The 12,573-nt window shown below is 49.6% G+C and carries 16 protein-coding genes; 15 read left to right on the plus strand and 1 reads right to left on the minus strand.

The genetic code is table 11. The features are described from left to right. Window positions 1-4 precede the first annotated feature (4 nt). The 13 genes from MAMMFC1_RS15310 (at window position 5) to MAMMFC1_RS15370 (ending at window position 9,554) form a co-directional block, all read left to right on the plus strand. On the plus strand, window positions 5-877 hold the full coding sequence (locus MAMMFC1_RS15310) for a secretion protein F (RefSeq protein WP_126309285.1): 873 nt from the start codon (window positions 5-7) through the stop codon (window positions 875-877). Between the two features lie 15 nt (window positions 878-892). Then, on the plus strand, window positions 893-1,270 hold the full coding sequence (locus MAMMFC1_RS15315) for a DUF3848 domain-containing protein (RefSeq protein WP_126309286.1): 378 nt from the start codon (window positions 893-895) through the stop codon (window positions 1,268-1,270). After that, window positions 1,264-1,659, plus strand: a complete 396-nt coding sequence (locus tag MAMMFC1_RS15320) for a DUF4320 family protein (RefSeq protein WP_126309287.1) — start codon at window positions 1,264-1,266, stop codon at window positions 1,657-1,659. The genes MAMMFC1_RS15315 and MAMMFC1_RS15320 overlap by 7 nt, the downstream gene beginning before the upstream one ends. Then, entirely contained in the window at window positions 1,656-2,207 is a 552-nt protein-coding gene (locus MAMMFC1_RS15325) for a hypothetical protein (RefSeq protein ID WP_126309288.1), read from the plus strand. The genes MAMMFC1_RS15320 and MAMMFC1_RS15325 overlap by 4 nt, the downstream gene beginning before the upstream one ends. Window positions 2,208-2,308: 101 nt before the next feature. Beyond that, the gene (locus tag MAMMFC1_RS15330) at window positions 2,309-2,839 is read left to right on the plus strand and encodes a DUF6550 family protein (RefSeq protein WP_126309289.1); all 531 of its coding nucleotides are present in this window, start codon (window positions 2,309-2,311) and stop codon (window positions 2,837-2,839) included. 76 nt (window positions 2,840-2,915) lie between these two features. After that, window positions 2,916-4,613, plus strand: coding sequence for a hypothetical protein (locus MAMMFC1_RS15335; RefSeq protein ID WP_126309290.1), 1,698 nt, complete (start codon window positions 2,916-2,918; stop codon window positions 4,611-4,613). 86 nt (window positions 4,614-4,699) lie between these two features. Next, on the plus strand, window positions 4,700-5,038 hold the full coding sequence (locus tag MAMMFC1_RS15340) for a DUF3852 domain-containing protein (RefSeq protein ID WP_126309291.1): 339 nt from the start codon (window positions 4,700-4,702) through the stop codon (window positions 5,036-5,038). A gap of 11 nt (window positions 5,039-5,049) precedes the next feature. Next, window positions 5,050-5,502: a hypothetical protein gene (locus tag MAMMFC1_RS15345; RefSeq protein ID WP_126309292.1), complete on the plus strand. Its 453-nt coding sequence runs from the start codon at window positions 5,050-5,052 to the stop codon at window positions 5,500-5,502. Window positions 5,503-5,567: 65 nt separating this feature from the next. Beyond that, window positions 5,568-6,473, plus strand: coding sequence for a conjugal transfer protein TrbL family protein (locus MAMMFC1_RS15350; protein WP_126309293.1), 906 nt, complete (start codon window positions 5,568-5,570; stop codon window positions 6,471-6,473). Next, the gene (locus MAMMFC1_RS15355; protein WP_126309294.1) at window positions 6,470-6,907 is read left to right on the plus strand and encodes a DUF7768 domain-containing protein; all 438 of its coding nucleotides are present in this window, start codon (window positions 6,470-6,472) and stop codon (window positions 6,905-6,907) included. Before MAMMFC1_RS15350 ends, MAMMFC1_RS15355 begins: the two co-directional genes overlap by 4 nt. 5 nt (window positions 6,908-6,912) lie before the next feature. Further along, window positions 6,913-8,700: a DNA cytosine methyltransferase gene (locus MAMMFC1_RS15360; RefSeq protein ID WP_126310646.1), complete on the plus strand. Its 1,788-nt coding sequence runs from the start codon at window positions 6,913-6,915 to the stop codon at window positions 8,698-8,700. A gap of 1 nt (window position 8,701) precedes the next feature. Beyond that, on the plus strand, window positions 8,702-8,971 hold the full coding sequence (locus tag MAMMFC1_RS15365) for a hypothetical protein (RefSeq protein WP_126309295.1): 270 nt from the start codon (window positions 8,702-8,704) through the stop codon (window positions 8,969-8,971). Further along, window positions 8,964-9,554, plus strand: a complete 591-nt coding sequence (locus MAMMFC1_RS15370) for a hypothetical protein (protein WP_126309296.1) — start codon at window positions 8,964-8,966, stop codon at window positions 9,552-9,554. Before MAMMFC1_RS15365 ends, MAMMFC1_RS15370 begins: the two co-directional genes overlap by 8 nt. 93 nt (window positions 9,555-9,647) lie before the next feature. Here MAMMFC1_RS15370 and MAMMFC1_RS15375 read toward each other — a convergent pair whose 3' ends face one another. Beyond that, window positions 9,648-10,364: a hypothetical protein gene (locus MAMMFC1_RS15375; protein ID WP_145987647.1), complete on the minus strand. Its 717-nt coding sequence runs from the start codon at window positions 10,362-10,364 to the stop codon at window positions 9,648-9,650. 397 nt (window positions 10,365-10,761) lie between these two features. Here MAMMFC1_RS15375 and MAMMFC1_RS15380 point away from each other — a divergent pair, with 397 nt between their 5' ends. Beyond that, complete coding sequence (locus tag MAMMFC1_RS15380; RefSeq protein ID WP_126309298.1) at window positions 10,762-11,430, plus strand: type IV toxin-antitoxin system AbiEi family antitoxin domain-containing protein; 669 nt, start codon at window positions 10,762-10,764, stop codon at window positions 11,428-11,430. Continuing rightward, window positions 11,411-12,418, plus strand: coding sequence for a nucleotidyl transferase AbiEii/AbiGii toxin family protein (locus MAMMFC1_RS15385; RefSeq protein WP_126309299.1), 1,008 nt, complete (start codon window positions 11,411-11,413; stop codon window positions 12,416-12,418). The genes MAMMFC1_RS15380 and MAMMFC1_RS15385 overlap by 20 nt, the downstream gene beginning before the upstream one ends. The last annotated feature ends 155 nt before the right edge of the window (window positions 12,419-12,573 follow it).

Genomic DNA, 12,573 nt, shown 5'->3' on the forward strand with positions numbered 1-12,573 from the left:
GCAGATGATAAAGCAATTATTTTTAGCAGGAATCCTGCTTGCCGCGGGGCTGTTTTTTGTCCTCTCGGATATTCTGAAGCTGCCCACCATGAAAGCGGCCAAGGCTATGCTGGAGGCAGGAAAAGGTAACAAAAAAGCCGCAAAAACCATAGAAGCCTGGATCATGTCCGGCGCGGTCCGGCTGTCAAAGCATATCCGCATGGATGAGTACAAGCACAGCCGGATGGCAAATATCCTCAAGGCTGCAGGCTACTCCATGACCCCGGAGGTCTACGCAGCCTACGCCATCACCAAGGCCGGAGCCATCCTGCTGGGCGCTATTCCATGTCTGCTCCTGCTTCCTTTGGTCACGCCGGTCCTGATCATCCTCGCTGTTCTGACCTACTTTAAGGAAATCCGCAAGGCTGATGAACGACTGAAGGCAAAACGCGATCAGATCGAGGGCGAGCTGCCCCGGTTTGTGGCGACGGTCGAGCAGACCTTAAAATCCAGCCGAGATGTACTTGCAATGCTGGAGAATTACAAGAAAAACGCCGGTCCTTCCTTCGTGCGGGAGCTGGATGTGCTGACAGCCGACATGCGCTCCTCATCCTACGAGGCCGCCCTGACCCGGTTTGAAGCAAGGCTCAACTCGCCCATGCTGTCCGATGTAGTAAGAGGACTCATCGGCGTCCTACGGGGCGATGACAGCGCCGTGTATTTTCAGATGCTGGCTCATGACTTCAAGGCACTGGAGCTCCAGCGGCTCAAGGGACAGGCGCAGAAAATCCCGCCGAAAATCCGCGTGTTTTCCTTCGTGATGCTGATGTGTTTTTTGCTGACATATATGGCGATCATCGCGGTTCAGATCTTAACGTCCCTTGGCAACATGTTTTAAAAAGGAGGAACCCATATGGATATGGAAAGAAAAAAACTTGAAAAGAAGCTGCAGGAACGGATTGAGGCAAACTACCGCACCTACCTCCAGCAGCTCCAGGACCGACCCGCTTCCGACCTCATTGAGCAGGCCGCGGAGATCGCCGCGGTAAAGCTCGTCTATGATGAGCTTATGGGTGGCTGTAATCCGGATTATGCGGATTACCTGCTCCGGTTTGATAACCCGCTCCAGTTAGTGAGCGACCAGTGGCTGGCGGAGCAGAATGTGTCCCATGCCGACGAAATGGACCATGTGCTCTGGAACATCGCCGACAAAGGGCTGGGAGAGGGGGACTATGCCATGCTGGAGGATGGGCAGACCCCGGAACAGAACGAGGGGGTACGCTTATGCTGAAGCTCCTCCGTTCCCAGCGCGGCGAGGGGTATATCGATGTGGCAGTGCTGGTGCTGTGTGTCATGCTGGTTCTCGCTGTTGCTGTCAGCGTCATGCCGGTATTCATAACGAAAAACAAGCTGGACACTTACGCCTCAGAGCTGTGCCGGGAAGCGGAGATCGCCGGACGCGTCGGCACGGAAACCACCCTCCGGGCGCAGGTCCTGACGGAACAGACAGGGCTGACTCCAAATATTACATGGTCGAAAACTGGAAGAATCCAGTTGAACGAGGAATTCACCGTAACGCTCACCACTCAGGCGGATATTGGGCTGTTCGGCGGCTTTGGAAGCTTCCCTGTTACTCTGAAGGCTGAAGCGTCCGGTAAGAGCGAGGTGTATTACAAGTGACAAATGGAAAATTATGTGCTATACTCAAAAGCAAGAAAGGGACAGCCTTTCCCCTCACCGTTGCGGTCACCCTGGCTCTGCTGCTGTTCCTTTGCGCCGCTTCCGAAGGCATTCGGCTGATGATCATCGCGCAGGGTGTCCGGGATGCGGTACAATCCGCTGTGATTTCGACGGTAAACGATAATTATGAAAACGTGTATCACGGCGTGAGGGAGGGCTATAGCGGAGCATACCAGCCCTCGGCGGCCGAGTTCGAGCAAAGTCTCAATTACGGCGACATTTACAGCCGGCTGGACAAGGTGCTGGGGCTTACGCAGGAGAACGGCTACCAAGTAAAATATACCGGAAGTAACGTGGAATTCAAGCTATCCGGACTGTCCGTCAGCCTACGGAACATGCCGCTGGCCCCGTCGAATCCTGACAATACGAACGGCTTCCTGGCTGATACAATGATACGGCTGGAGGTTCCGGTATCCTTTGCCGGGAACCTTCTGCCGCCGATGATAATCAATCTCAAGGTTCAGGCAAAATATATGCCTTTATTTTAGGTTCTGAAGCGTGGTCCATAGACTTATGGAAAAGTCTGTGGTAATGTGTGATACTGAAAAAAGGAAATTGACAACCAACATGAAAAAGGAGGTAACATACCATGAAACTGACAGAAAAAGCAAAAAAGCGGCTCACGCTTGCCGGACTCGGTGTCGTGTGTGTCGTCCTTGTTATAGCGATAGCCTCGCAGTTTACGGCAAAGGCGCCCAAAGAAGCGGATGTACAGCCCTCAACTGCGGCAACAAACACCGCGACCCCTTCGGTTCCAACCCCTGCGGCTACGAAAACCCCGACCCCCACGCCAGAAGTTAGCGTACAGCCTATAACCCCGACCGAATCAGCTTCCCAGGTGACAGATACTGGAGATTCCACCGGAACGGATCAGAGCATTCAGGCTGAAGTGACCAAACCCGCCGAGCCTTCGGAGGAAGCAAAAACGAATCCTTCTCAAAAGCCAGACAGCAGTACATCCTCATCCTCAACACCGGCAACACCGAAATCCGGAGATAAGAATTCAAAAGGTCAGGTTTGGGTACCGGGATTTGGCTGGGTAGATGATGAAGGCGCAAATTCAGGAACATCAGTTGATGGTGAAGGCGATATAAATAAGCAAGTCGGCAACATGGATTAAATACAAAGTTTAATAATAGTCAAAAGGCACTGTTTATCAATTGTGAACGGTGCCTTTTGTTTTTCGGAGGTATGCTATGAAACCTAAATGGATCAAAATACTGGTCTTGGTGCTAATGATATCGCTCCTATTACCTACCGTGGCTCATGCTGAAGGGGAAGGAAATATTGACAACGGAGGCGGGGGCATGGGTAGTGGTAGCAGTGAAAACTATTGGAATGTTGGAGATGAAGGTGTTAGGATAACCGTTGTTCGTGCTAGTGACCGGGCAATTGTATCAACACCTGTGGATTTTACAAATAAAACTCCACCCGGAACGATCATACACTTTGGGAAAGTAAGTAAACTACAGTATAATAATGGAGCATCGCTTACCCCTCATGTAAATGGCTATACTTACTACAATCCAGGAGAGACAATACCACGCATTATTAGTTCTGGCAGTGGACAGGCAAGTATAGATGAAATAAAGCGGTATTTCTGCTCAGAGTACATTGTCATGAGAATAGCGGACGTAACAGGTATGAATTATGATGTTCTGACAAATGGACAATACAAGCTTCTTTTAGAGCCGATTGCCTATTTGACATTTGGAGGAACCAAGTATGCCATGACTGCCATGGAAGCCGCACTTTTTGACCAGCAACTTGGTGGAGGCTTACGGAGTAAGATGGTGTCACTCAGCCACAAAAACCTGCCGCTGGCAATGTTCTTGGAAACTCCAGATCTCGGCTATCCAGCATGGAACGGCTCTACGACTACCGCTGCTTCGAATACGGACATCATCTCATCCCTTGGGCTTGGGATTGTGCGGTTTAACGGTGCCCAAGCTGACCCACCTGAGGCCAGCACGGTTGACTACGAATACCGTGTAAACACAGAGGTCATCACCTCGGTGACTGTGCGGGGCGGACAGGCCGATCCGGATCATCCTGTCACGGTTAGATTTACTATCGGCGGACAAACCTACACGGTAAGCGGCGTGTATTATCCGTCAGGTGACAGCCAGCTGGTGTGGGTGCACTGGACAACACCAGTCATTCCACAAACGATGACCATTTACGTATCAGTAACTGGCAGCGGTTCGGCAAGTCAGGGGACTATCACAGCAAAGATCGTCGATCTCTCAGGGAATGATCCCCCCAATCCGGTGGCGGATGACCGCAACAACTCCTACACCAAACCGTCTGTACCAAGCAAAGCGCAGAACACCTCTGCTTCGTGGGGAATCTGGCGTCCCTGGTGGCATGCCAATTGGGTATGGATTTCTACGGGCGAAGATACCGGATATTGGGTAGACGAAGGCTGGTGGGAGTTCGACTGGATTTCATATAGCGCAAGTCTTTCTGCTACAATGAGCATTGTCCCGGATGCCAAAAACCCCACCGCTTCGGGCAAAAGTATGAAAAGTGGCTATGGCATCAACCAGACCACTACGGCGAATGTCAGTACCAATCAGTCCTCGGCAGTAACAGATGCACAGACCGCCGTGACCTATTTCCCCGAATTTCAATACAAAACATACTGGCGGCTGCTGGAGCAGACGCAATCCGGATACAACGCTAAATTTGAGTTCGCGTCCAACAAATACTCGACCTATAAACGCCGTACACACTTCACGCCCATCTGGTTCCCGGACGGAAGCTACACGGCATATACATGGCTCATTGACTGTTGGACGCCAGCCGGAATGTTGTCAGCCAACCTCACAGACTCTGTCGCTATACAGGGCAACCTCTGGTCGGACTGGCATATCGCCCCTGTAAAACCCTAAGCCTCAGAAAAGAAAAAGGATCGCAGAGTGACATCTTTGCGGTCCTTTTTCATGTAAAAAATTATATGGAAAGGTGGAAGTATTCTATGAAAATGAAACGTATTCTCTCGGTTTTCTGTATCGTTCTTCTTCTGACCTGCCTCTTTGCAACAACCGTCTATGCTGCACCCTCCGGTGATGTGGCTGGTGCGATAGAGAACACATGGAACGATGCCTCCAGCCAGATTAAAACAGTGGTCAATAAAGTTGTATTCCCTGCGATAGACCTGGTTCTGGCGGTGTTTTTCTTCGCCAAGCTCGGTACGGCTTATTTTGATTATCGGAAGCATGGTCAGTTCGAATGGGCCGCGCCGGCGATTCTGTTTGCCTGTTTGGTGTTCACGTTAACGGCTCCGCTTTACATCTGGTCTATCCTTGGAATGTAGGAGGTATGAAAATGAATTACTTTGAACAGGAGCTTCGCAGGCTGTTCGGAAATGACACAGCCATCTCTGATAAAAAATTCGTCGGAAGGGCTTTTTTCGGGAGACTCACCGACAATCTCCGTGTGAGAATTGAATTCGTCACGATGGGGATAGCGGACCATTACGAGGCGATCAAGGCAACCGTCATCAATCGAAATGACGGACCGGTAGACGCTGTAACGCTTCGATTTTCTGACCTGTTTGGTAAGAAAGCGGTCAGCAACCCAAACTTCAGGAATGGCATCACTCCGTACATATGGAGGTATGGAGAGGAAATCGATTGGTATGTCTATAAGCCGAATAAAGCGGACTATGATCAGATATCCGAGGCCATCAACAATTACCTTGACGTGTTCAGGGAACCTACGCAGGAGATGGAGCAGTCGGGACAGAGCGAAAACGGCCTGACAATGCGAGGCATCTAAAACAACTTTTCGGGAGCTTGTAAAATGACAGGCTCCCTTATTTTTTTGTCAAGGAGGTGATGCCCATGTTCATATGGGACTTTGCAGCTGATACTGTGCTGAAACAGATTCTGGATTGGGTCTATGGCCAGATCATTGGCTTTCTCGGCAACTTTTTTTCTGCTATGGGCAATATGGGCGCCGATCTGTTCGAAATGACCTGGGTGAAATCCATTGTACTGTTCTTTTTCTATCTGGCTTGGGCGCTATACGGCACAGGATTGGTGGTATCCATCTTTGAGTGCGGCATTGAGTATCAGTCCGGCCGAGGAAGCATTAAGGACACAGCGCTCAACATTCTCAAGGGCTTTCTGGCAGTGGGGCTGTTTTCCACGGTGCCAGTGGAGCTGTATAAGCTCTCCGTTTCCCTGCAGAGCAGTTTCACAGCCGGCATTACCGGATATGGCTCCGGCGTTGATACTCTCGCGGGTAACATCATCAGCCAGCTGTCCTCGGCCGGAAGTCTGGACAGCGCAGGGACAGCCGGCGTGTTTGGAGGTGCTGGAAGCACAATCAACCCGATCATGATGCTGTTTATTCTTATTATGATGGGCTATGCAGTGATCAAGGTTTTTTTCGCCAACCTCAAGCGTGGCGGAATCCTGCTCATCCAAATAGCTGTAGGCAGCCTTTATATGTTTAGTGTTCCGAGAGGTTATCTGGACGGTTTTGTCAGCTGGTGCAAGCAGATCATCGGCCTGTGCCTTACGGCCTTCCTCCAGTCCACAATCCTAATAGCAGGTCTGATGGTAATCAAAGACCACGTTCTGCTGGGGCTGGGGTTGATGTTGGCAGCCGGAGAAATCCCCCGCATCGCCGGAGCCTTTGGACTGGATACCAGCACCAAGGCCAACCTCATGAGTGCGGTATATACCGCTCAGACCGCTGTCAATATGACACGCACTGTGGTAAAGGCGGTGGCTGCGAAATGAAGCTGGTATATATCTGTTCTCCCTTCGCGGGAGATATCGAAAACAATCTTCGGTTTGCCAGAGCCGCCTGCCGCTATGCCGCGGATCAAGGGTGTGCGCCCATAGCTGTCCATATGCTGTACCCGCAAATCTTGGATGACTCAGTCCCCGCTGAAAGAGAGGCCGGCATTCAGATGGGCTTGCGAGTACTGGCCTCCTGCGATGAGGTATGGATTTGCGGTGAGCGGATCAGCCACGGAATGGGCTGTGAGATCGCGGAGGCCGAGCGGCTCGGCATTCCAATACGGAACATATCAACAGAACAAATAAAAGGAGGAATCACTATGAAGCAGTACGGTATTTGGGCACGGCAGAGCGCCGACTCAATCTGCGGAAAAGAAAGGGAGATCGAGCTGGAGGAAGCGCCCTCCTCCGGCATGAAGCTGCAGCTGTGACTTCAATGCTGACCCTCGGAAGCCTGTTCGACGGGATCGGTGGATTTCCGCTGGCAGGCGTCCGGCAGGGCTTTACCCCTGTATGGGCCAGCGAAATCGAACCGTTTCCCATTAAAGTCACGAAATTACGGTTTCCGAATATGCTACATGTTGGCGACATCACACAGCTGAAAGGTGCTGAACTGACTCCCGTGGATGTGGTCTGCGGGGGGAGTCCATGTCAGGATCTTAGTGTGGCAGGAAAACGCGCCGGCCTTCAAGGCGAACGTTCCGGGCTGTTCATGGAGCAGGTTCGTGTCATCAAGGAGATGAGAGCGTATGACAAAGCAAACGGAAGGACAGCTGACACTGTTCGACCTCGGTATATGTGCTGGGAAAATGTTCCTGGAGCCTTCAGTTCCTCAGACTCCGAGGACTTCAGGGCGGTACTCGAAGAAACCTGCAGAATTGCTGACAGTACCGTATCTATACCTCGACCTCCGGGAGGGGTATGGCAATCTGCTGGGGCCATATTGGGAGATCAATTCTCCGTTGCTTGGAGAGTATTGGATGCTCAATACTGGCCCCGCACCCCGCAACGGAGGAAACGTATCTACCTTGTCGCAGATTTTGCAGGCCGAACCGCACCCCAAATATTATTTGAGCAAGACCGCTTGTTTGGGGATTCTGCGGAGAGCGAAGAAACGCGGCAAAGAGCTGCCGCCTGTCCTGAAAAAGGCACTGGAAATACAGGCAGGAATCCGTCCGATCACGGAGATAACGGCAGAGAATGTCTGACACCGTGGGATGTGCAGAGCCGCCGTATTTATGAAAGCGGCGGTGTTTGGCCCTCCCTCTACAGCGGCGGTGGAAGAAATCCGGGTGGACTTCTGTTTGCGGCTTCTTTTTCTGCCGGACAGGGTGCAAAAGCCGGAGGCATCGGTTATCAGGAAGAATGCGCGCCAACGCTAAAGGCTTCGGAAAGCGGTACAAACATGGTACCATCGGTGCTGTGTCTGAATGACCAGGGCGGCAACCGCATGGATATCACTGAAAATATCACAGCTACGCTGCGGGCGCAGATGGATGGACATCCCCCTCTTGTATTGGGTACCCAGCCGGAACTGTTCGAGAACCATGGCATTGACTCGCGCTATACTGGCCCCCATGAGGTAGCCCCAACGATGTCTGCCCGGTATGGCACAGGGGGAAACAACGTGCCGCTGATTTCCCAGCCGGCTGTTCTTCCAGATGAAGAATGTGCCGATCTGTCACCTGACGAAACCTACTGTATCGCCGGTAATATTATCGACCGGCAGGATCATAACGGCGGGAACGGCATCGGCGTACAGCCTGACATCAGTTATACCGTAACGGCCACTGATCGGCATTGTGTCTTTTCCCAGCAGCGAAGTGACGAATATGCACAAAACGAGGTGGTCAGCACCCAAAGCGCAAGACAGTACAAGGATGCAACCGACCTAGTGTGCGAATCTGACGTCGCCGGGCTGGACTGCCGGAACGGTATGGAAAACGGCGATCTGTGTGGAACCCTCCAGTCTAAAACGGATGGTGGGTACTCCCTTAACAACGTGCATCCTGTTCGGGTCGGTAAGCTGATCCGGAGGCTGACGCCGCTGGAATGCGAACGGCTTCAAGGGTTTCCGGATTATTGGACGGATATCCCCGATGCATCGGACAGCGCCCGATACAAAGCACTCGGCAATAGTGTGGCGATCCCCTGTGTGGAGCATGTGCTCCGAGGGATCGCCTATTTTTTACGGAAATTCAAGCAAGAAAAGGAGGCTTCCTGATATGTACATTTACCCTGACAACCTGAAATCCAAGGCGGTGCTGTGGCTGTGGCAGCTCCGCGACATCGGTGTGATCGGCATCGGTCTTTTACTCTCTGTGTTTGCGCTGGCTCAGCTCCGTTTCCTGCCGCCCATCGTCATCACCGCCCTGTATGCATTTCTGACCATACGGTTTGACGATACCAGCATCCTCGACTTTATCAAATATGCCTGCGCCTTTTTCTTATCAAAACAGCAGGTCTACGAATGGGGGTACACCAAGTATGAATAAAACAGAAAAGAAAAAAGCCAAGCAAAAGCAGTTTACAAGACAGCTCATCAATACCAAGGCCGTCACCGACTACAGCCTGGCGACGAACCGGGGCGACGAGTTAGTATACTTCTGCGTCAAGCCGACCAATATTTCCGTCCTTTCCGAGGAAAGCATCTCCGCCAGGATCTACGCATTGATGACAGTGCTCAAGGGTATGGCCGAGCTGGAGTTTCTGTGTTTGAACAGCCGGGAGAACTTTGAGGACAACAAGCAGTTTCTCAGAACCCGGTTGGAACAGGAAGGTAATCTGGCAGTGAGAAGGATGCTGGAGCAGGATCTGACCCAGCTTGACCGGATACAGGTGCAGATGGCGACGGCCAGAGAGTTTCTGGTGGTAATCCGGCTCCGAAATGAGAAAGAAAGCGAGGTATTCCCCTATTTAAACCGCATAGAAAAAACCCTGCGTGAGCAGGGCTTTTCTACGAAGCGCGCCGGCAAGCAGGACATTAAGCGCTTGCTGGCAATTTATTTTGAGCAGAACGTTACTACTGAAAAGTTTGAAGAATATGACGGTGAAAGATGGATAATTTTAAATGACTGATTTTCCCGCTTTTACAGAGAGAAAAAACAGCATTCGAAAGCAACCGGCAAATGCTGCTGTCATAGGCTTGCCGGTTGCCTTTTCATATATGAATTATTCTATAGACATGGCATCCATAATCAACTGAAATATTTGTCTGCTTGTTTCACTGTCACGATAAGTCAAACTGTATAAAAGATCGTTGGTGAGTCCCTGCATGAACCCTGCAACCACAGGCACAATAAAAAACCGTTCCTTAAGCGCGAGATTTAATTGTTCCATCAAGTTTTCATCAACAAGGAAAATGATTTTTTTATATAGCTCGCACAGCTTTACATCATCCAGGATATTCAGCATTGCCTCCTGTTCCCGAACATAAGACTGAGTGGCATATTCCATAAACGCATCGGCCAATAAAACGCTGTGCAGGCTCATAATTGTTGTTCTTTCCTGATAGGTGTCCTGCTGCAAATCAAAGGACTGTTTTACAGTTTGATAAAAAGGATGTTCTTCCAGTGCCCCGCTACCATCCATCACGGCATAGCAGAGATTTTGAAGTTCAGAACCTGCTTCAAAGCCTTTTTCAGCGGCTTCGTAGAGCAAGGTGTTGTTGGCGGCTTCCAGCACGTAGGATAGATAGCTGTCAAGCAGATAGCCCTGTTTGCTGAGCTTTTCACGGATTTCTTTTGCAAGTTTAAAGAGATTTTGAACAGAGTTTTTTGTACGCTCTGGTTCAAAGGTGCCAATAAAGTTGCTCCTGTTTTCAAAGATGTTCATATGATCCCGACCTTTCTTTGTTAGTCGGAAATTTTCGGGTACGTAAAAACGCATGCAAAGGCGGGGGCATGTTTGCCCGTTCCCCTTGCACGCGTGAAAGTTTATCCTTGTGCAGCCATAAAAAACGAGGTAAAATAACCTTGTCATGGTGCCGTTAAACGGTTGTGCAGGGTGCTTGTCTCACCTTGTGCAGGGCGGATATGCTCGTAACATATCTGCCTGCCATGACGTTTTTATTTTCCGAGAAATTCCCGTTGGTGTCTATATGAGCTCTGACAGAGAGAAAAGTCAAGAGATAAACGCTATTATCCAATGGCAATGTTGAAATTATTTTAGATTTATTATTTATAAAAGGCACAGTAAATTGACTTTCGGTGCATATAGTGATATTATGATGGCAAGAATATGAGATAAAGTTCATGGTTATAATATCACTTTAGGAGGTGAAAATATGGAACAGATTGGATATGGAGAACACATTGCCCACACTGTCAAAAATGTGCCTTATGAAGCAGCAATCCAAACCGAGGACATTGCGGAGCAGTTGGCCGAGAAGTTCGCACTTCCATACGATCAGGCCAAAACCTTAACCAACGTCAAGCTAAAACGGATGGCGGACAAGGGCGAAATTGAGCGACTGCAAAAAGGTGTCTACTGCCATGTAAAACAAACCGTTTTTGGGAAGGTCACACCCAGCATCGACCAGGTGCTGTTAAAAACACTAATAATACAAAATGGCGTAAAAATAGGTTATGAATCCGGGGCTTCCCTGTTCAACAAGCTGGGGCTGACAACCTTGATTTCACGTGACATAGAAATCATTACAAACCGTTATGGAGCTAAGCTGCCGGAAGGCTGCCATATCAAAGTGCGAAAGCCGCCTGCGGTTGTGACGGACGAGAATTGGAAATACCTTCAGTTCATCGATATGTTTGACGAACTGCCAGATGCGCATACGGATGCGGAAAACCCGGAACAGTTGCTGTTGCAGTATGCAAAAAGGCAGCAATTAGACAGCCTTACACTGATCTTCACAGCGCGCAGATACTACTCACAGAAAATAGTGCTGCCGCTCATTGATTTACTCATGGAGGTGAAAAATGAAGCTACATCAAGATAGAGAAGCGTTTGGAGATTTGCTTTCCGATGTCAGCCGGAGAACCGGCATTCGAAGCGACATCATAGAGAAGGATTATTACCTTACTCTGCTACTATGGGAGTTGGCGGAAAAGCAGGGTACGCTTCCGGCATACTTTAAGGGTGGTACCGCTTTGTATAAAGCAATAGGCCGTATAAAGCGCTTTTCCGAAGATATTGATCTCACAGTTGAGATACATGACTGTTCAAAAAGCCAAGGGAAAAAGCGTCTGGAAACAGCGGCGAATGGCTACACCACGCTTTTGAGAACAGCAGATAAAACAAGGGAAAGCAATCAAAGGGGCAGCATCACCAGTGTATTTGAATATGATCCTGTTACCACCATTGATGCTTATGATGCGCTTCAACGGTTTGGATATGTAAAAGTTGAGGCGACATCATTCACCATCAGTGAGCCAGTTGAAACCCTTGAGATCTCGCCTCTGCTCTATTCGGAAGCTACCCAATTACAACGTCAAGTCCTGGAAAGCAGTTATGAGGTCAGACCGTTTGTGATCGGGACCATTAAGATGGAACGGATTTTTGCAGATAAAATACTGGCTGCAGAGTTTTACTACCAGCGTCGTATGCTGTTTGACACCGCAAAGCATCTTTATGATCTGGCCACGATGATGGAGCAGGACAGAATACAGACTCTACTTTCTGCACCGGAGGACTTGATAAAAATGCTTGCCTACAAGCGCAGAGAAGAAAAAGAAAGAATTGGAAGTGATCTTGCGGAAAAACCGTTTTCCGAATTTCAGCTGTTTCGGGCAATTGATGTTGATGCAGAACTTTCTGCAGCCTTTTCAAAGATGCAGGAGATTTATGTATTTTCGCAGAGGGATATCCTTTCGCTCACACAATTGTCTGTGTCCATGAGCGCACTGAATCAATCCTTGCTTAAACTGGATGAAGGTCTTCAAATGACACAGACCATCAGTGAAGGTCCGCAACAGCAAATGTTCTGAAGCTGAGAACCTCTTAGAAACAATTGGATAAAATCATGCCCCCGTATAATTACGCGGGCTTTTTTATTTTCAGAAAAGCTATAATAGGAAATCGCCTAATCTCAGGCTGTCACAAAAGTGGCGGTCTTTTTTTATTTCAATCAAGACCAGAAAGG

It is taken from the genome of Methylomusa anaerophila, from assembly GCF_003966895.1.
Taxonomy (GTDB): domain Bacteria; phylum Bacillota; class Negativicutes; order Sporomusales; family Sporomusaceae; genus Methylomusa; species Methylomusa anaerophila.

What these genes read in the sequence shown, in the direction of transcription:
- MAMMFC1_RS15340 (WP_126309291.1), top strand. Translation starts at nt 4,700, where the DNA reads ATGAAAATGAAACGTATTCTCTCGGTTTTCTGTATCGTTCTTCTTCTG.
- MAMMFC1_RS15365 (WP_126309295.1), top strand. Translation starts at nt 8,702, where the DNA reads ATGTACATTTACCCTGACAACCTGAAATCCAAGGCGGTGCTGTGGCTG.
- MAMMFC1_RS15345 (WP_126309292.1), top strand. Translation starts at nt 5,050, where the DNA reads ATGAATTACTTTGAACAGGAGCTTCGCAGGCTGTTCGGAAATGACACA.
- MAMMFC1_RS15350 (WP_126309293.1), top strand. Translation starts at nt 5,568, where the DNA reads ATGTTCATATGGGACTTTGCAGCTGATACTGTGCTGAAACAGATTCTG.
- MAMMFC1_RS15380 (WP_126309298.1), top strand. Translation starts at nt 10,762, where the DNA reads ATGGAACAGATTGGATATGGAGAACACATTGCCCACACTGTCAAAAAT.
- MAMMFC1_RS15375 (WP_145987647.1), bottom strand. Translation starts at nt 10,364, where the DNA reads ATGCGTTTTTACGTACCCGAAAATTTCCGACTAACAAAGAAAGGTCGG.
- MAMMFC1_RS15310 (WP_126309285.1), top strand. Translation starts at nt 5, where the DNA reads ATGATAAAGCAATTATTTTTAGCAGGAATCCTGCTTGCCGCGGGGCTG.
- MAMMFC1_RS15320 (WP_126309287.1), top strand. Translation starts at nt 1,264, where the DNA reads ATGCTGAAGCTCCTCCGTTCCCAGCGCGGCGAGGGGTATATCGATGTG.
- MAMMFC1_RS15370 (WP_126309296.1), top strand. Translation starts at nt 8,964, where the DNA reads ATGAATAAAACAGAAAAGAAAAAAGCCAAGCAAAAGCAGTTTACAAGA.
- MAMMFC1_RS15330 (WP_126309289.1), top strand. Translation starts at nt 2,309, where the DNA reads ATGAAACTGACAGAAAAAGCAAAAAAGCGGCTCACGCTTGCCGGACTC.
- MAMMFC1_RS15315 (WP_126309286.1), top strand. Translation starts at nt 893, where the DNA reads ATGGATATGGAAAGAAAAAAACTTGAAAAGAAGCTGCAGGAACGGATT.
- MAMMFC1_RS15360 (WP_126310646.1), top strand. Translation starts at nt 6,913, where the DNA reads ATGCTGACCCTCGGAAGCCTGTTCGACGGGATCGGTGGATTTCCGCTG.
- MAMMFC1_RS15385 (WP_126309299.1), top strand. Translation starts at nt 11,411, where the DNA reads ATGAAGCTACATCAAGATAGAGAAGCGTTTGGAGATTTGCTTTCCGAT.
- MAMMFC1_RS15335 (WP_126309290.1), top strand. Translation starts at nt 2,916, where the DNA reads ATGAAACCTAAATGGATCAAAATACTGGTCTTGGTGCTAATGATATCG.
- MAMMFC1_RS15355 (WP_126309294.1), top strand. Translation starts at nt 6,470, where the DNA reads ATGAAGCTGGTATATATCTGTTCTCCCTTCGCGGGAGATATCGAAAAC.